The organism is Bradyrhizobium sp. USDA 4486 (genome assembly GCF_054057995.1).
On sequence record NZ_JBSRZV010000001.1, the window covers coordinates 3,084,714 to 3,102,133 of the forward strand.

18 protein-coding genes and 6 pseudogenes are annotated in these 17,420 nt (G+C 62.3%); 13 read left to right on the top strand and 11 right to left on the bottom strand.

What is annotated here, in order from left to right:
- A complete protein-coding gene (gene lpdA, locus ACVWY3_RS15260; RefSeq protein WP_456839182.1) occupies positions 1-1,398 on the top strand; it encodes a dihydrolipoyl dehydrogenase in 1,398 nt (465 codons plus the stop codon).
- A gap of 210 nt (positions 1,399-1,608) precedes the next feature.
- Here the strand turns inward: lpdA and ACVWY3_RS15265 are convergent.
- Positions 1,609-1,766: pseudogene (locus tag ACVWY3_RS15265) on the bottom strand (NYN domain-containing protein); the annotation flags it as partial.
- Positions 1,767-1,868: 102 nt separating this feature from the next.
- Between ACVWY3_RS15265 and ACVWY3_RS15270 the strand changes: the two are divergent.
- A pseudogene (locus ACVWY3_RS15270) lies at positions 1,869-2,078 on the top strand (hypothetical protein); the annotation flags it as partial.
- A gap of 1,130 nt (positions 2,079-3,208) precedes the next feature.
- Complete coding sequence (locus ACVWY3_RS15275) at positions 3,209-3,370, top strand: hypothetical protein (protein WP_456839183.1); 162 nt, start codon at positions 3,209-3,211, stop codon at positions 3,368-3,370.
- A 528-nt stretch (positions 3,371-3,898) separates the two neighbouring features.
- Here ACVWY3_RS15275 and ACVWY3_RS15280 read toward each other — a convergent pair.
- The 4 genes and pseudogenes from ACVWY3_RS15280 to ACVWY3_RS15295 form a co-directional block, all read right to left on the bottom strand.
- Complete coding sequence (locus ACVWY3_RS15280; RefSeq protein ID WP_456843375.1) at positions 3,899-7,039, bottom strand: ATP-binding protein; 3,141 nt, start codon at positions 7,037-7,039, stop codon at positions 3,899-3,901.
- A gap of 102 nt (positions 7,040-7,141) precedes the next feature.
- Positions 7,142-7,297: pseudogene (locus ACVWY3_RS15285) on the bottom strand (double zinc ribbon domain-containing protein); the annotation flags it as partial.
- A gap of 327 nt (positions 7,298-7,624) precedes the next feature.
- Positions 7,625-8,236: pseudogene (locus ACVWY3_RS15290) on the bottom strand (Ku protein); the annotation flags it as partial.
- 38 nt (positions 8,237-8,274) lie between these two features.
- Positions 8,275-8,442 carry a hypothetical protein gene (locus ACVWY3_RS15295; protein WP_456839184.1) on the bottom strand — a complete coding sequence of 56 codons (168 nt, stop codon included), beginning with the start codon at positions 8,440-8,442 and terminating at the stop codon, positions 8,275-8,277.
- Between ACVWY3_RS15295 and ACVWY3_RS15300 the strand changes: the two genes are divergently transcribed.
- Together ACVWY3_RS15300 and ACVWY3_RS15305 are read left to right on the top strand one after the other, a co-directional pair.
- Entirely contained in the window at positions 8,441-8,605 is a 165-nt protein-coding gene (locus ACVWY3_RS15300; RefSeq protein ID WP_456839185.1) for a hypothetical protein, read from the top strand. The genes ACVWY3_RS15295 and ACVWY3_RS15300 overlap by 2 nt on opposite strands.
- 285 nt (positions 8,606-8,890) lie before the next feature.
- Positions 8,891-9,085, top strand: coding sequence for a hypothetical protein (locus tag ACVWY3_RS15305; RefSeq protein WP_456839186.1), 195 nt, complete (start codon positions 8,891-8,893; stop codon positions 9,083-9,085).
- 1 nt (position 9,086) lies between these two features.
- Here the strand turns inward: ACVWY3_RS15305 and ACVWY3_RS15310 are convergent, their stop codons facing one another.
- From ACVWY3_RS15310 to ACVWY3_RS15325, 4 genes and pseudogenes are all read right to left on the bottom strand, one after another.
- Positions 9,087-9,290, bottom strand: a complete 204-nt coding sequence (locus ACVWY3_RS15310) for a hypothetical protein (RefSeq protein ID WP_456839187.1) — start codon at positions 9,288-9,290, stop codon at positions 9,087-9,089.
- A 3-nt stretch (positions 9,291-9,293) separates the two neighbouring features.
- A complete protein-coding gene (locus tag ACVWY3_RS15315) occupies positions 9,294-9,539 on the bottom strand; it encodes a hypothetical protein (protein WP_456839188.1) in 246 nt (81 codons plus the stop codon).
- 12 nt (positions 9,540-9,551) lie between these two features.
- Positions 9,552-9,796: pseudogene (locus ACVWY3_RS15320) on the bottom strand (hypothetical protein).
- A gap of 371 nt (positions 9,797-10,167) precedes the next feature.
- Entirely contained in the window at positions 10,168-10,530 is a 363-nt protein-coding gene (locus ACVWY3_RS15325) for a PRC-barrel domain-containing protein (RefSeq protein ID WP_456839189.1), read from the bottom strand.
- Between the two features lie 102 nt (positions 10,531-10,632).
- On the opposite strand from ACVWY3_RS15325, the gene ACVWY3_RS15330 reads away from it, so the two are divergent.
- Positions 10,633-10,824, top strand: a complete 192-nt coding sequence (locus ACVWY3_RS15330) for a hypothetical protein (RefSeq protein ID WP_456839190.1) — start codon at positions 10,633-10,635, stop codon at positions 10,822-10,824.
- A 244-nt stretch (positions 10,825-11,068) separates the two neighbouring features.
- Positions 11,069-11,239 carry a hypothetical protein gene (locus ACVWY3_RS15335; protein ID WP_456839191.1) on the top strand — a complete coding sequence of 57 codons (171 nt, stop codon included), beginning with the start codon at positions 11,069-11,071 and terminating at the stop codon, positions 11,237-11,239.
- Between the two features lie 217 nt (positions 11,240-11,456).
- Here the strand turns inward: ACVWY3_RS15335 and ACVWY3_RS15340 are convergent, their stop codons facing one another.
- Positions 11,457-11,684 (bottom strand): hypothetical protein, encoded by a 228-nt coding sequence (locus ACVWY3_RS15340; RefSeq protein WP_283085695.1) that lies wholly within the window; start codon positions 11,682-11,684, stop codon positions 11,457-11,459.
- A gap of 215 nt (positions 11,685-11,899) precedes the next feature.
- Here ACVWY3_RS15340 and ACVWY3_RS15345 point away from each other — a divergent pair.
- The 5 genes and pseudogenes from ACVWY3_RS15345 to ACVWY3_RS15365 all read left to right on the top strand — a co-directional run.
- Positions 11,900-12,951 (top strand): annotated as a pseudogene (locus ACVWY3_RS15345) (FGGY-family carbohydrate kinase); the annotation flags it as partial.
- Entirely contained in the window at positions 12,948-13,199 is a 252-nt protein-coding gene (locus tag ACVWY3_RS15350; RefSeq protein WP_456839192.1) for a hypothetical protein, read from the top strand. The pseudogene ACVWY3_RS15345 and the gene ACVWY3_RS15350, both read left to right, overlap by 4 nt.
- Positions 13,196-13,816: a TIGR01459 family HAD-type hydrolase gene (locus ACVWY3_RS15355; RefSeq protein ID WP_456843376.1), complete on the top strand. Its 621-nt coding sequence runs from the start codon at positions 13,196-13,198 to the stop codon at positions 13,814-13,816. Before ACVWY3_RS15350 ends, ACVWY3_RS15355 begins: the two co-directional genes overlap by 4 nt.
- Before the next feature lie 46 nt (positions 13,817-13,862).
- Positions 13,863-14,849, top strand: a complete 987-nt coding sequence (locus ACVWY3_RS15360; protein WP_456839193.1) for a class II aldolase/adducin family protein — start codon at positions 13,863-13,865, stop codon at positions 14,847-14,849.
- Between the two features lie 102 nt (positions 14,850-14,951).
- Entirely contained in the window at positions 14,952-15,404 is a 453-nt protein-coding gene (locus ACVWY3_RS15365; protein ID WP_456839194.1) for an RbsD/FucU family protein, read from the top strand.
- 190 nt (positions 15,405-15,594) lie between these two features.
- Here ACVWY3_RS15365 and ACVWY3_RS15370 read toward each other — a convergent pair whose 3' ends face one another.
- Positions 15,595-15,768 (bottom strand): hypothetical protein, encoded by a 174-nt coding sequence (locus ACVWY3_RS15370; RefSeq protein ID WP_456839195.1) that lies wholly within the window; start codon positions 15,766-15,768, stop codon positions 15,595-15,597.
- On the opposite strand from ACVWY3_RS15370, the gene ACVWY3_RS15375 reads away from it, so the two are divergent.
- Positions 15,757-17,415, top strand: coding sequence for an ABC transporter substrate-binding protein (locus tag ACVWY3_RS15375; RefSeq protein ID WP_456839196.1), 1,659 nt, complete (start codon positions 15,757-15,759; stop codon positions 17,413-17,415). The genes ACVWY3_RS15370 and ACVWY3_RS15375 overlap by 12 nt on opposite strands.
- Positions 17,416-17,420: the final 5 nt, after the last annotated feature.

Consider the following 17,420-nt stretch of genomic DNA (forward strand, 5'->3'; position numbering starts at 1 on the left):
ATGACCGAAATCACCTGCAAGCTCCTTGTCATCGGCGGCGGCCCCGGCGGCTACACCTGCGCAATTCGTGCCGGGCAGCTCGGCATCGATACGATCATTGTTGAAGCGGAAAAACCGGGCGGCACCTGTCTCAATGTCGGCTGCATTCCTTCGAAGGCCTTGATCCACGCGGCCGGCGAGTATGAAACCATTACAGGTGCCGCGGAGGGCAAGAGCACACTCGGAATTTCCTGTGCAAAGCCATCGCTCGATTTCGCCAAGACCATAGCCTGGAAAGACGGCATCGTTCGGCGCCTGAACGGGGGCGTAGCCGGCCTTCTGAAGAAAGCGGGCGTCAGGCTCATCACCGGGCACGCTCGCTTTGTAGATGGCAAGTCCATCGAAGTCGAAACACGATCCCGCCCACAGATGATCCGTGCCGAAACGGTGGTCATCGCGACAGGCTCTGAGCCGATCCCAATCCCGTCCTTGCCATTCGGGGACCGGGTGATCTCGTCAACCGAGGCATTGGCGCTCACCGAGATCCCGAACAGGCTTGTGGTGGTTGGCGGCGGCTACATCGGGCTCGAGCTAGGCACGGCCTTCAAGAAATTGGGCGCGGCCGTTACGATCGTCGAGGCCGCGCCACGTATTCTGCCGCAATATGACGGCGAGCTGAGCGCGCCGGTCGGACGGCGCCTGAGCGCACTCGGCGTCACGGTGTTGACAGGCGCGAAGGCGAAGGCGCTCGCCGCGGACGGCAAGGCACTCGCAGTCGAAACCGCCAGCGGCGAGCAGACATCACTCAAAGCCGACAAGATCCTCGTTACGGTCGGTCGAAGGCCAGCAACGTCCGGCTTTGGTCTAGAGACGCTCGATCTCGACACGATAGGCCCCTTCCTCAGGATCGACGATCGATGCCGCACCTCGATGCGCGGCGTCTTCGCGATCGGCGACGTCACAGGAGAACCGATGCTTGCGCATCGCGCCATGGCACAAGGCGAGATGGTCGCAGAGATTGTCGCCGGCCGCCGCCGTGCCTGGGACCGGATTTCGATCCCTGCGATCTGCTTCACCGATCCGGAGATCGTCACGGTCGGGCTGGCACCAAGCGAAGCAAGCGGCAGGGGCTTCGAAGTCAAGACGGATGTTTTTCCGTTCAGGGCCAACGGCCGCGCACTGACGCTGGAGCACGAGGACGGCTTCATCCGGACCGTGGCACGGGCGGACAACCATCTCCTGCTTGGTATCCAGGGTGTCGGGGCCGGCATTGCCGAGCTATCTGCAGCTTTCAGTCTTGCGCTGGAGATGGGCGCGCGGATCGACGACGTCGCGATGACGATCCACGCACACCCGACCCAAAGCGAGGGCTTTCACGAGGCGGCGCTGAAATCGCTGGGACATGCGATTCATATCTGAACGTAAAGGCGCGCTGGTATCAACTGCGATCGACAGCATCATGCCGTCGACCGGCTACGGACGGGGCGCGACGTCAAGCAACACCACGATCAGAAGTGCCGTTGGTTTTGCGAACCACGTTGGACGTTGCGGGATTTTACTTGATCTCCCGGTGCACACGCCGTGCACACGCGGCCTTCTAACGCATTGAGAAATTTGAATTCTCGCTCAATCCATAAAAGGACGGATCGAGGAGAAGTCCTGGTTCTCCATGACGGCGGTGTAGTAGAGCGCGCGCAGCAGTATGCCCCGAGCCTGAAACTCCGCGAGCAGACGCGCCTGTAGTCGATGTCGAAGCCAAGCGTCCTGGCTCTCGCATAACGTTCTGCACAGGCGCTGCGGAAGAGGTGGACAAGCCCTAGCCCTGCCGGTTGCGAATCCCTGCCCCGTGCTAACCGCTCGGAACGAGCAGGCGGGCGGAAGGATTCGTCCAGGCTGGCGCTATCCAGGAATGCGAGGAGCACGGCTGGGCGCAGGACCGGGCCGACCCGCATGCCCGCGAGCGCGCATTCGATATCGCCAGGCACGATCCGCCCGCTGGGATCTCTCCGGGCGATGCCGTCGACGAAGTCCGCGAGGTACTGGATTCCATCGGCGATACCTGCCCCGAGTGCCCGCCCGACTCAGCAGGTGACCAGTGACAGCCGAAGGAAGCCATGAACGCAGAGCTCCGGACCGTTGTTGCAGAGATTCAGGATGAACGAGGCACCCCTGTTTCGACGTTGGCCCGTCGCCCCCCGATGATTTCCCGCCTTCACTTCATAAGGGAGACGATCACATAGACAGCCACGGCCAACGCCGCCATGGGTTCACGCCTGGGGAAGATCTCGTCGGCCGACCAGACGAGGAGCCCGCCCTGCGGTTTCGCGTTTCGCGTTTAGGACCACGGCGGCTCTTCGGTCGCTCCGACCGCCTCGTGGTGGATCGTGACACCCGCCGAACCCAATCCGGTCAGCAATACAGTTCTTACAGAAGCAGGATCGAATCCGATATCCTTGGCGTTCGGAGGATGTGCCTCGCTCGCCTTCAATCGGAGCGCCAGGTGCAATTGCTCGCAAAGCCGCTGAACGACGAGATTGACCTGATCGTCAGTCGTGATGCGTTACTCCCGCTATTAGGCTGCACCAAGGTCGTGCGGCCCGATCCTCAGCGGCCCTCTCAGAAGACCCCGCCAAAGCTTCATGATACGTTTCCAGAGCGGCAGGGATGCGGCGTCGTCTTGGCGCGCAGAGGCGGTTGGCGACGCTCCGCCGTCCGAGGCGGTAAGCCGCTCTACCAAACCCTCCAGTTGTGGCGGTAGCGGTACCGCATCGTCCGCGAGGGTGCTGCGAAGTTGCTCCCCAATCCCTTTGCAGATCGCCCGGCGGTGCTCCGGCTCCAGATCGGGAGACGGACCATGGGCGCGGTTCGGATGGAGGTCCACCATCGCTGCCACCGTCGCTCGATGCGCACAGCTTCCCTTGTCACAACGCGCGACGCCGCTCGTTGCTCCCGACGTGGCCGTTCTTTGTGACGTGGGCGTCCGCATCCGCAGTCTTCAACGAGTTGGACACCAACATCACGCAGAGACGAGTAGAGCACCGGCCGCGGTCGAAATTCGTCGATGGGATACGCGAATTAACTGGGACCGGTTCCCGTATCGTGCGAAGATGGAACATGGACCTTCGCATGGTGCGCCAGCACTTAGCTGAAGCCGAGCAGCACTTTGCACTCGCTGAACGCCCGTATCCTGAAAGAGTTGGAGGCAGTTGAGCCTGCCCCCGGTTGAGAGATGGGTATTATTCATCAATTGATCCAAGACCCCGCGATTGAGCGGGAGATGGTCAGCCGCATCACTAAAGCTTACGCGCAAACGCTCCATGCCCTTTGCGTCAAGGATCGCGACGATCCCCTTACGGAAATGGTCGCGAAGAAGATCATCAAGGTTGCGTAAGGCGGTGTGCACGACCGGGCAGAGATATCGGCTCTCGCGATCAAAGAACCCGAAATGCGGTAACCCAGTGGGACCACGCGCCCAAGCAAGCGGGGCTTTCTGCTTGGCGATCCTAGTTTAGCAACCTTCGTCCGTGTGGACGGTTGCCCAACATCACCGGACCGGCCAAGACTGACCTCTGTAGGTGCCCGGTGGCCGAGAGAGCGATCGCGCTCCCGCCTGTATTCGAGGGAGCAACACAATGCCGAGAAGACTTCGTTTCAAGAATACCACTTTGGAAGAACTGCTTGTGGAGGCGGCACAGGATCCGCGGGAAGAGTCCCAAAGCATTCCGCCCGGCAGAGAGCGAATTGTTCGCCAAGCTCAACGAGCTAAGGTTGTTTCTCACCTGAGAGCGTGGCTGGCCTCGCCGAGCCTGCAATTGCCGAAGTAAGAATGAGGCCGCATCATTGGGTCATTTCGCTTGCCGCGCGAACCAGACTACTGGTTCTGCGCGGTTGGGATGACTTTGCAGAGATTGCCACGGACCTACACGCCTAGTTCTTCCAGCAGCGCCTTGCCTTCCTTCAAGTCACGAACGTCGAAGCCCTCGTTGAACCAACCGTAGACGGCCGCGAGAAGACCGCGTGCTTCATCACCCCTGTCCTGATTACGCCAGAGCCGGACGAGACTAACGGCGGAGCGAAGTTCCCAGAGTTTCGCCTTCTGCTGGCGAGCAATCGCGATGGCGTGGCGAAATTCGGTCTCAGCCTCGGTCTCGGCGTCGGGCCGAGCCGTAAGCATCAACTCGCCTCGGCGCCGATACAGCTCGGCCTCGAACCACCGCACCCCCAATTTCTGGGTTAGTGCCAAGGCGTCGGAGAGTTGGCCGAGCCCGGTTTCAAATCGTGCTCTCTTTGCCTCGGCTGCTGCGAGCTGCGCCAGGTAGAACGGAAGGGTCCATGCCGCGCCGGACGCCTGGAATCCCTCGATACCGCGCCGCAGTAAGTCCACCCCGGCTTCGGGGTCTCCGGCTTCAGCCAGCGACCAGCCGCGATATGACGTCCCCATCGCGAGAAAGAAAGCAAAGCGCTGCTCGGTGGTGAGCGCAACCAGCTCGTCCGCCCGTTGCCCAACCATGCCCGCATCATTGAGCACGAAATGCAACCGGCACGCAACGCTCAGCGCGAATGCGAGGCTGATCGGCTGCGACGAATCGCGCGCTTCTGCCAGGGCGTCACTGCTCTGCACCCGCGCCTGATCGGCGAATCCAAGAAGGCCACACGTCAGCGAGAGGAACGAAAGCATCGCCACGCGGGCGTTTTCTGCGAACAGCGCCGTCAGTGACCGCTGCTGCGCCGGATCGTACAGGGCGAGCCCCCGCTCGAGATGGGCGCGCGCCAAGGCCAATTGTCCGCGATGAAGCCAGCTATCGCCCACTGCCCGATGACCGGCGACAAGAATGGCCGCATCGTTCTGTCGTTCGGCCAAATCGAGCAGATTCTCGGCGATGCGATGCGATCGGTCCGTTTCACCACGGACGTGATAATGCACGAACTCGCCCCAGAGCGCCTTGAGCAGGTTCGGAGAGTCGTTCAGTGCCTCGCAGAGGCAACGCGCCCGGCCGTAGGCCCTGCCGGTCTCTTCGGCCGCATGGCCCTTCGCGGCGATCAGTGCACCGCCGAGCGCGAGTTGAAGTTCAGTTTCGATGCCCTCACTCTTGGCGGTATCCGGCAGATGGGATAGCAGATCGAGCGCCTTTCGCATCTGCGCGATTGCTTCTGTCATTGCCGATCGAGCCTTTGAACGCTCACCAGCCTCCCGCCAATAGGACACCGCCTTTTCGGTTAGGCCCGCATGTCCGCAGTGATGGGCGAGGATTTCCGGCTGCTCTTGGATGCCCCTAGCGAGCCTCTCCTCGAGCGCGCCAGCGATCCGCGCGTGCAGCTCGCGGCGTTGGCTGCGCAACAGTGTGCCGTATGCCGCATCCTGGACCAGTGCGTGTTTGAACAAGAAATTGGCGTCGGGCGGCTCGCCACTCCCAAACACGAGGCCGGTGGTGATCAGCCGGTCGAGCGCCGCCCGCAACTCGTTGTCGCACCGCTGTGCGACCGAGGCCAGCAGATCGTAGGAGAACTCGCGGCCAATAGCTGCGCCGATTTGCGCCACCTCCTTGGCTATCGGACCAATCCGGTCGAGCCGCGCCATCAACGAAGCATGTAGCGTGGCCGGTACGGCAAGTCCGGGCAGCGGCGCGAAGGAAATCGCTCGCGCGATACGCTCGGGGCTTGTTTCGAGCACCGCTTTCGTCAACTCCTCAACGAACAGCGGCACACCATCCGTTCGTTCAGCAATTTCATTGACGATTTCGGTCGGCAGCGTCCGACCGCCCGCCACGCTCCGGATCAGCGCAGCACCCGCTTTCTGGTCAAGCCGGTTCAGCACGAGCAAGCTGACATGCGGCTTTCCGGTCCATACCAACTGGAACTCGGGGCGGTAGGTGATCAAGACCAAAACCGGCAGGCTTTCTACACGATCGACGGTTCGGTCCAGCAGCTCGCGCGAGCTTGGATCGATCCATTGCATATCCTCGAATACGATCATGATTGGACGTCTTTGCGCGACAACTTCAAGCTGGCGAACCAAAGCAGCGAAACTTCTCTCCTTCTTTTGTTCCGGCGTACTCGTGACCGGCAGGTACAGATTATCGTTCGGAATCGACAGCATTTCGGCCAGGATCGCCACGTCCTCGTCAGGCGGCAATGCAGGCGATAGGAGCGCTCGAAGTTTGTCGAGCTTCGCCCTCGGTGTGTCCTCACGATCGAAGCCAGCCGCTCGCTGGAGTTGTGCGGTGAAGGGGTAAAGCGCGCTTTCCTGATGATGAGGCGAGCAGAAATAGCGCAAGCAGGTGTGCGGCTCTTGCTCGACACGCTCCTGAAGAGCCGCAACGAGGCGCGACTTGCCGATCCCCGCCTCTCCCACGAGCAGTATTACTTTGCCAGTACCCGCCCGAGCACTGCGCCAGCTCCGCTCTAGCCGCGCGAGTTCTTCCTCACGCCCAACCAGCGGGGCGAGAACCGAAGGGTGCAATGCCTCGAAGCGGCTTTCGGCAGTTCCCTCATGCAGCACCCGCCAGGCGCGCACCGGCGCGGCGAAGCCCTTCAGCGTCACTGCGCCGAGATTCTCGTAGTCAAAGAGCCCGCCGATGAGCCGCCGCGTGTCCTCCGCAATGACTACCCCATCCGGTTCGGCGAGCGCTTGCAGTCGAGCGGCAAGGTTCGGCGTCTCGCCAAGAACCGCCTGTGCCTCTGCAGCTTCGCTGCCGATAAGGTCACCTACGATGACGAGACCCGTCGCGAGCCCAAGGCGAACCCGGAGCTCGAACTCGGGTGGGGCTCCCCGCGCGTGCTCGGTCGCGGCGATCTCAAGCGCAGCGCGCACCGCGCGTTCGGCATCGTCCTCATGGGCTGAAGGATGGCCGAACAGGATGAGCATACCATCGCCGATGTAGCGGCTGACAGTGCCACCGTACTTGCGGACGACCGCCGCTACGCTATCGCGGTACTCGGCGATAATGTCCCGTAGATCTTCCGGATCGAGCCTTGTCGCGAGCGCTGTCGAGCCGACGAGGTCGCAGAACATCACTGTGAGCTGGCGACGCTCGGCGGAAGAGGTTGGTGCGGGTGGCAAGCTCGAGTGCTCCGTGACTCGTGCCCCGATGGACGTCGATGCGCCCGCCCCTGCTGTTACTCGCAGCGGTACTGTCGGCGTGAGTGCGACACCACAGTCGCCACAGAAGTTCTTGTCTAGCGGATTGTCAGCCCGGCACGCAGGGCAGCGAAGGAATAGCCGCGCGCCGCAATCGTCGCAGACCTTCTTTCCCTCTGGGTTGACTTTGCCGCAACTCGGGCAATTCATGCCGCACCCCATCGAATTGGTGACCCACATGCGTTCACGTCGGTCTAGGGGCGAATCTTCAGAGCGCGATCTTTGAAGATTCTCTTCGTCAGGTGCCTATCAAGCGCCAAGCATGACCACACTCACAATGATCAGGACGATTGTCGCGGGGAAAATGAGCCAGCCGGGTGTCATCGTTGCCTCCCGAGCGGTTGTCTCGAAAGCTTACGCTGGCAGACCCAATCAGAATTATGAAGTGGCTAACAGTCTGCAGCTCAAGCCCATTTTCAATCTAAGAAGACTGTCCATATCCTGACACGCCCCAAGCGCGAAATTGGTCCCTTCCCCCGAGGTTCCTCCGCTCCGAAAGGTCCTGAACTACGCTGATTTTGGTCGCGCCCCAGTGGCCGGCTTCTTCTCGGCGGCCTCCTTCGCCGGCTTCTTGCCCTCGATCGGCATCAGCATCTCCTTCTGGCCACTCGAGGCCTTGCGCGGCTTCTTAGCACGCTTGGCCGCCTTCGCTGGCGCGGCCTCCTTGCCGACGGATCGCCGCAGCGCCTCTATTAGGTCGACTACGCGCCTCGCGGCGCGCTTCTCCTTCGGCGTGATCGGCTTGCCGGCGCGCTTCTGGTTGATGAGGTCGATCAGCGCGGTTTCGTAGCGGTTCTCGAACTTCTCTGGTTCGAACCGTCCGGCCTTCTGATTCACGATGTGCTTGGCGAGATCCAGCATGTCTTTGGTGACCTTCACATCTTGGATCTCGTCGAAATACTCCTGCTCGGATAGCACCTCGTCCCGGTAGCGGAGCAGCGTGCCGACGAGCCCGTTGTCCAGCGGCTCGAGCGCGATGATGTGCTCGCGGTTGGTCAGCACGACGCGGCCGATGGCGACCTTGTCCATCTCGCGAATGGTCTCGCGGATCACCGCGAAGACGTCGTGGCCGACCTTGCCGTCGGGACGCAGGTAGTACGGCCGGATCAGATAGCGCGGGGTCGAGCAGTCATCCGGCGGGATCGGCCCCGGCCGCATCAAGCGGCATGACCGGGGTCGATGTGCTTGGGCGTGTTCTTCTCGACTTGGGGCACGATGCGGGCAGGATCGGGAGCGCCAGGAACGCCGCGCGGGCCGAGCTGCTCGCGCGCAATGTCGTCCTCGGTGTTGTCAGGTGCCACGCCGCTGATCGGGCGCGGACGCATGATCCTCTTCCCGCGGCGCATCGGCGGTCAATCGCCCGACGCACCGAGCGCCGCTCCAGACCTCTATGACTGGATATGCCTCGAGAAGTTTCGCGGCTCGACACCGTGCGTCGTCATCGGCGCCGCACTCGAGCTCATAGACCGCATGGACGACGTCACATAGATCGACTGCATAGGCCACATAACGCATGGCGGTGCACATAGCACGATGTTCAGCACACCCGAACGACTCCGGCGGCAGGCGGTTTGTTCCTGCGATTTCGGAATGTCGTCAGTCCGGCCGCTCTGAGCCAAGCGACCGGAAGGCAAAGGCACGTTTGCCGGTGGACGCTTCGTCCTGTATCGCCGCCCATGTTGCCCCTCGTCGCTCCGGATGCGTCAGACCACTTGACGCAAAGCGCGCTCCGGACTGAAATCCGACTTTCAGTGATGTTGCGGGGGTGGCGTCGTGGAAGAGTTCTACAGAGGCTTTGCACAGCGAGCCCGGGACCTGGCGGAGAAGGCGGATCCGTTCACCCGACGGCGGCTGCTCGACCTGGCCAAACGGTACGACCTCAAGATCAATGGGTCGAGCTACGCACGGATACCGCCGCCGCGCGCAACGCCGCCCACAGCGCTCTTCTCGGGCTCCGGCGAGACCTGACTCAACCCTTCCTGTCCTTCGGGGCCGGAGAAGCCCGGGGTTCGTATTCTTCCGCGAGCGCGGTGAGCCGCTGGATCACCTCCGGATCGGTGATGGAGGCAGCCAAGCTGCCGGCACCTTTGGGCTTCCGCGAACAATCGATTCTTCTCGTCTTCCATGCCGCTTCCAACCCGCTTGCTCCCAGCAGGGTTGCGGCCTCGGACAATCTTCAGCCCTCCTTCAATGCATTCTTGACGTCCTTCGCAGGCCAGCTCTCGCCGGCGCGCCTGACACGCACCTTCCCGCCGCCTCCGACCAGCTCGTGCGTGGCGACTTCGTCCTCGGCTTCGACAACGGTGAGTTCGGTCTCTGGTTTCCAGCCGAGCGTCAGGTCGAGATCGCCGGGAAAGATCTGCCAGCTCGAGCCGTCATCGAGCTCGAAAATGTGGCTCTCCGAGTGCGAGCGGATCTTCATCCGAGATGTCCCTCACGCCCAGGGCGGCGGGCGTGACTTCTGGCCCGACGGTGCCTGGGCATTCGAGTCGCTCGGGTTCTTCTGCTTGTTGGCTTCATGGTGACCGACCACGCATCCCGCCGCCGCGCGAGTTTGCCGTGACCCCCCACGTGGCCGGCGACGCTGCCGACGATGGCACCCTTGATACAGCCCTTCGCTTCCGCCGGCGAAACCGACGCCACCGCCAGCAGGCACGTCGCGACCAGAACTGGCTTCATGGTGTCCTCCATTCTCCGGATGTCCATCCGATCAAGTCGCGCGGACGAGCCGTGTTCCCGGTGACCGAGCCGCGAGCCGGCTCAGGCGGCATCGAGACCGTCGGCGCTGAGACGGGCGAGAGGACGACACGCCGAAGCCTCCCGGTTTCCTCGCTGCCGCATTGGGGCATCTGAAGGCGATATCGCAGTCCCTCGGGGCGATCCGGTCCGTCCTCAATCCTTTGCAGATGGCGGAATTCGTGGAAAGGTTCGACGTGATCCCGCTCGGCGTTGAGGCTGAGCGAGTAGCCACAACTCCAGTCCTCGATAGCGACGACGTAGTGGAAGAGCGACCTCCGCCGTCAGCCAGCCAGGCACCGGAGTGCGCCGTGTCAAGCCACTGGCACACCGTAATAGGCGTTCACCGAGCGCGTCGTCGCCGGGTCGCTCCAATTCCAACTGCTCTCGTCGGCGTATTTGGGGGCGCCGCGGAGTTGGTCCTGGGTGATACCGGTGACGTAGCCGCCCAGGTTGGTGTCGTATTTCAACGCCTGCCAAGGCAGCGGATAGTGATCGTCGCCGATACTGAGCAGGCCGCCGAAGCTGAGCACCGCGTAGGCCACCTTGCCGCTGATCTTGTCGATCATGACGCGCTCGATGTAGCCGACCTTCTCCCCGCCGGCCCCGTACACGTTCGTGCCCTCCACCTTGTCGCTGCCGATCAGGCTGAACGTCTCGCGATCTTCCATGGTCATGTTGACCTCCCTGATATTGTCTTCCGGAATCAACGGGACGACGATGGCTCCGTTCCTGGCTGAACCCTTGGGGGGCCTTGTTCTGGAAGAGCGGAGGACGAGATGGAGCTGACCGATCTGGAGCGCGCTTTTCTGAGGAGGCTCCTCGGCCAATCCTGGATCAGCGCACCGCTGTTCGACCATGAGACCGTGGCGCGGCTGGTGGAGCTGGGTCTCGTGCAAACCGTACCGCTTCCATCCGGAGATATCGAATACCGCATCACTGATGCGGGGCGGGCGGCGGGTTCCTCGTGACACGGATTGGGCGGTCAGCAGGGTCATGAAGCGCGCTGCGATGGGACCTGACCGAGGCGAGACGGGCGGCGGCAGCGAAGACTACACCAGGACAAGAGTCCAGGTTTAGGGGCTATAGACCGTGGTGGGGACGCCAATCTCGCTCGCGCTCGACGCCTGAGGCGCGAATGCGCTGAATTTCGCCGAACGTGGCTGCAACCGGGGACCCGTTCTGGCGTAGACGGTTTGGAGATCGCAACAGACCATGGCCGCCCAATCGCCGAAGATACTCGAAGAACTGCAGCGATACCGAAGGCTGCACGCGGAGGCGACCGACGCGCTTGCCGTGCGGCTGCTCCAGGACATCATCGCCGAGCTTGAGGCAAGCCTGCCCACCGAACAGCAGGACATAGGCACGAAGGCTGACAACGGCTAGGCCATGACCCGAGATCGGCATTGGCATGGGCTACGAACGTTGATCCATTTTGGCAATCGTGCGGGACCCAGTTGGTTGTCCTCACCTCCTGAAGGCCCGTTTCTGTCGACGAGAGCGGCCTTGCCCGCCGCGCTCACGATCCTTCAAAGCAGTGGTCCCGGCCGCCCCCTCCCGATGCGGGGCACTCCAGGTCGGACGGCTCGCGCTTGTCACGAACTTATCCTTTCGGCAGGCCTAATTCCTCGACCGCCCGGCCGCAGATTTCGGCGGGATCCTTGAGGCCGGTCTGACCGACCTCAATGATCTTCTTGGCAATCAGTTCGGTCAGAGGGTCATTGCGATCCTGCACGCCGATCCTGCGGAGCGCCTCTTCGTAGGCCCTCGAAAGCCGTGCAATCTCTTCCGGCCCCAGAGGTGAGTTTTGAAGTATTCGATAGATCGCCAACTGTCATACCCCGGTCGGGGTAGCGTAGCACCGACGTGCTGTGGGAGCATTGCACCATTGCGGCTAATTTTAACTTCCGCACCCATGCAGGCGTCGACCAGAAGAACGTCGCCGATAACCTTAAACAAGCTGGCGTCGGTTCACGTGTACTCCTCGCTACTGCTGCCGTTGCCGCGCAACGACCACCACGCCCGCGAGACCACCGGCCGGTCAGGGATGGCACGTCAGGCACCCTCCTGCCGGTGGATGCAAGTGGCCGCCCCTTCACGCCGGGCCTGATGTACAACGAACACGCGCGCGGCGAAGGAAGCAGCTCGCATTGCAGCGATTGCGCCGGCGGAGAGTGGCGGGCACGGCGCCAGCAGCGCGCTGGCGAAACTCCTTCATCTGCTGAGTGGCGCCGAAGCAAGCGGAACGCGCTTCGCGGTTCACCAGGCTGACTGGATTGCCGGTCGGCTTGGCGGAGCCATGGTGTCAGCGACGAAAACAATGTCCTGAAGCTCGGCTCCGATCCGATCGCGCGTGCTTGGCCGGCATGGCTCGGCCAGCTCGGCGTAAGCGGCGAAATCCTGCCGAGGGCGCTGGTGCCGGGGACGCCCTTCGCCACGATCGATGCGGAAATCGCGTCCACGCTTGGCATTTCGTCATCGGCCCGCATCGGAGCTGGCACCACCGATGGCGTTGCCGCCTTCATTACCACACGCGCTGACACACCTGGCGATGCCGTGACCTCGCTTGGTACGACGCTTGTCGTCAAGCTGCTCGCGACGCAACCAATCTTCGCCCCGGGGCAGGTCGTCTATTCACACCGCCTCGGCGAACGCTGGCTCGCCGGTGGGGCTTCCAATTCTGGCGGCGGAGCGTTGCTGACACATTTTACCGCGGAAGACATGGAGCGGCTCACGCCGCTCCTGAGGCCGGGGGAACCGACAGGTCTCGACTATTATCCGCTACCAAACCCGGAGAGCGTTTTCCGATTGCCGATCCGGCGCTGGCCTCACGGACCACGCCGCGCCCGAGCGAAGACCGCCTTTTCTTCCAGGCCCTGCTCGAGGGCATCGCGTCGGTCGAGGCGCTCGCGTACCAGCAACTGGCCCGGCTCGGAGCGCCGCCACTCCGCCGCATCATCAGCATCGGCGGTGGCGCGAAAAATGATGCATGGACCAAGATCCGGCATCGCCGTCTCGGCGTTCCCATAGTCACCGCCGAGCAAACCGAAGCCAGCTATGGCGCAGCGCTGCTTGCCTTACAGGGCAGTCCGTCATGAGGAGCGGCGCCATCCCAATCAAAGCGTTGAGCGCGATTGCCGATCGGTTCGGTCATGTGCTGCTCGACCAATGGGGCACGCTGCACGAGGGCGGCGCCGTCTTCCCGGCGGCACGCGACTGCGTGCAGAGGCTCAGGGACGCCGGCAAGCATGTGCTGGTGCTCTCCAATTCCGGCACGCGTGACGCAACAATGAAGATCGGCTGGAAGCACTCGGCCTGCCGCCGACCGCCTATGACGGCATTCTGACCTCAGGCGAAGTGACCTGGAGCGGTCTGCATGCGCGCGCACGTGAGCCGTTCGTCAATCTCGGCCGAACCTGCCTGCTCATCACGCGCGGCGGCGATCATTCCATCGTTGCCGGACTCGAACTCATGGTGGTAGCCGACGTTCAGAAGTCTGATTTCATCCTGCTGGGAGGCCTCGACGATGCTGTCGCCGAGCCAGAACACTGGCGCGACGGCTTGATCTCGGCCGCCGCGCGTCGGCTGCCGATGCTCTGCGCCAATCCTGACCTAACCATGTTCAGCGCAGAACGATTGATTCCGGCACCGGGGGCGCTGGCGAAATTCTATGAGACGCTTGGTAGCCGCGTGATTTATGTCGGCAAGCCGCACGCGCCGCTCTTTGATGCGGTGCTGGAACGATTGGGCTACCCCGATCCGAGGCGTGTTCTGATGGTCGGCGATTCCCTCGATCACGACATCGCGGGCGCGAGAGGCGCTGGAATGCTGACGCTGCTCCTCACCTCAGGGGTGCACAGGGAGGCGCTGGCCTGGGCGCCCGATCTGCCAACACCGGTCCGTGCACTCGCCATATCTGAGAATCGCATGCCGAACTGGGTGATGAGCCACTTAAGCTGGTGAGATAATCGCGATGCAAACGCCCGCCCAGCTCCAAGATCTCCGTCGCATGTCGGCCCGCGTCGGCAGCAACATGCTGCTTGTGCAGGGAGCGGCAATTCATCCATCAAGCACGGCGACGTGCTCTGTGAAGGCGTCCGGCACCTGGCTTGCCGACGCGGAGGCCAAGGACATCTTCGTGCCGGTCTGCCTTTCGGCCGCACGCGCAGCACTGGCGCAAGGTGATGAGCGGGTGCCGCTTGCGCCACACGCCGCGAAGACATTGCGCGCCTCGATCGAGACGGCACTCCACGCACTGATGCCGCATCCGGTTGTCCTGCATGTCCACTCAGTCAACACGATCGCATGGGCGGTGCGAACCGACGCGCGCGATGAGCTTGGCAAACGGCTGGATGGGCTGGCTTGGCGTCGCCTCGATTATTTTCATCACGGACTTCCGCTGGCGCACGCCGTGAGCAACGTCACCGCGCTGAACCCGATCGATGTCCTGATCCTCTGCAATCACGGTCTCGTGGTTGGCGCAGCCAACTGCGACGCGGCGGAAGCTCTGGTCCACGAGGTCGAAAGGCGCCTCTCGCTACCCCCTCGCCGCCCCTCGGCAGCGGATGATCAAGCACTTCGCAGCATATGCTCAGGGACGAACTATCGCCTGCCAGCCGATCCTCTCTGCCACAACATCGCCACCGACCGCTTCAGCCGTGCGATTGCGACAAGCGGCTCGCTGTACCCCGACCACGTCGTTTTTCTAGGACCTGGTCTACCAATATTGGCAGAAGGCCAGGACCTGGCTACCATGACAATGCATGCCAGCGCCGTTGGACTGAGCCCGCCCGTTTCCACGCTGATTCCAGGCATTGGCGCCGTCATTCGGGAGGACGCTAGTCCAGGGGCCGAGGCCATGTTGACCTGTCTCGCGCTGATGACGTGCCGCCTGCCGCTCAGTGCCGAGATCAGCTACCTCTCGATCGAGAACGAGCAAGCCCTCTTGAATTGGGACGCCGAACGCTATCGGCGGCAATTGACCGCCAATCGCTGACGAATCTCCGAGCTTGGAAGTTACTCACATAGGTATGGACGTCGATGCCGCGACGTCGGATAGTCCAATCAATCCAAGTTCTGATCATGGCAGGGAGATCACATGCTGAAATCGATCGACCCTCTTCTCAATGCAGATGTGCTCTATGCCCTTCGGTCCATGGGGCACGGCGACGATCTCGTCCTCTGCGACACCAATTTCCCCGCCGACTCGGTCGCCCGCCAGACCGTCCTGGGTCGGCTGTTGCGCATCGACAATGTCAGCGCCGGACGCGCCGCACGCGCGATCCTGTCGGTACTGCCGCTCGATAGTTTTATCGATAAGCCGGCATCGCGCATGGAGATCGTCGGCCAGCCCTGCGAAATCCCCGAGGTGCAGCGCGAAGTGCAGGACGCCATCGATGCAGCGGAAGGACGCTCGTTTCCTATGGGATCGGTCGAGCGATTTGCCTTCTATGAACTCGCCAAGAAATCCTATTGCGTGATTCAGACCGGCGAACGGCGCTTCTACGGCTGCTTCATCTTCAAGAAGGGCGTCATTCCGCCCGACGCCTGATCAAGCTCTGGCGGCGTACGATACCTCCGGCACAAACATGACGCCGGAACGGTGCCCCGTCGGGAACCAACCCGTTCGCGCCGCTGCGAACGCCGTCGAGGCTGCATATCGTCACGGCTGATCATTCATCTTGCAGCGCGGCATCATCGACGGCTGTCCATCTTCACTGACGTCGATATCGTGGACGGCTTCAAGCTTGCTTGCCTTCGTTGACTTTGGAATGCGCCGTTGCATACTCGACGCGGCCTCTATGACCCATCACGACGACACCGAAGTCCGCGAGCGGAATGGCCTCGATGTGCTCCGGCGTTTCAGACTTCACATCAAGAAAGTCAAAAGGGAGGGTATCGCGATGAAACAGCAAGATTATGATTGGCTTTCCGCATTCCGTCCGAACCGGCGTACGGTGCTGAAGGGTGCGGCAAGCGCCGCGGCATTGGGCGCGAGCGGAGCGCTCGGCACGTTCTCGGAGATTGCGCTGGCACAAGAGAATCTTCGCGCGCAGATTGGGCAAATTCCGGGTGTGGGCAAAGGCGCTCCGACGGACGCCGACTGGCAAAAGGTCGGCGAGCTCTGCCTCGGGCCGACCAAGGCGAGCATCAAGGAGGGCGAGTTCAAAGGCGTCGAGCTCTCCTTCATGGGACTGAATAATCAGAACCTGCATAACCTATTGTTCCGCGGCTTCCTCAAGCCATGGGAGGCCTATACTGGTGCGAAGATTTCCTGGATCGATCTCGCCCAGGCCGACTACAACCCGCGGCTACAGCAGGCGATCGCGACCGGCACGGTCGATTTCGACATCCTGGAGATGGGTGCACCGTTCGAAGGCGATGTCTGCGGCAAGGGACTGGCGTCGGAGATGCCGGACTGGGTCAAGAAGCAGATCGATATCGACGACTATGTCGACTATCTGAAGCCACCGGTCGGCACCTGGAACGGCAAGACCTACCGCGTCACCATCGACGGCGACTGCCATAACTTCAACTACCGCACTGACGTCTTCTCCGACGCCACGCTCGCCAAGGCCTGGAAGGACGCCGGCAATGCGACCGAATGGGGTGTGCCGAAGACTTGGCAGCAGGTGCAGGCGGTGACGAAGTTCCTCAAGGGCAAGAAGTTCAAGAACCAAAACGTGTTCGGCTATCTCGATGCGCCAAAACCGTGGGGCGGGTTCGGCTTCTATTTCCTTGGCAGCCGCGCCACCGCCTATGCCAAGCATCCGGACGACAAGGCCTGGCTATTCGACATCGACACGATGAAGCCGCGCATCAACAATCCCGCCTGGGTGCGCGCCATCCAGGACGTGATCGACGCGCTGCCGTCCGAGCCGGCCGATCAGCTCAATGCCGATCCGAACACCACCGGCTTCCAGCAATTTCTGGCCGGCATCGGCTCGATGATCCCCTGGTGGGGCGACATTGGCCAAGTGGCGAAAGCAAGCGACACCTCGGTCATCGGCGACACCGTCGGCTTCGACATCCTGCCGGGCTCGGACGATGTCTATAATTCCAAGACTGGCAAATGGGAGAAGCTCCCAAGCGGTCCGAACCACGCGCCGAATTGTGCCTATCTCGGCTGGGGCATCTACGTGATGGCCCGCGTCGATGGCGACGAGAAGAAGCACAAGGCGGCGTGGAGCGCGGCCGCGCATCTCGGCGGCAAGGACCTCTCGTTCTGGACGGTGCTGTACCCGTCGGGCTTCCAGGCCCACCGGACCAGCCACTTCCGGTACGATGAGTGGGTCGCAGCGGGCTATGACAGGAAGTATATTACATCCTACCTGAACTCGCAGATCGGCTCCTACAACCACCCCAACCGGGCTGTGGAGCCGCGCATCCCCGGCATCTTCCAGTACTACAGCATCGCGGAAGACGAGCTCACCAAGATCTTCGCCGGCAAGGTTGACGCGCAGACAGGCGCGAACAACATCGCCGCCGCGTGGGAGAAACTGACCGACCAGATCGGCCGCGAGCGGCAGATCGGGCTCTACAAGGCCTCGCTCGGCGTGTAGCGCGC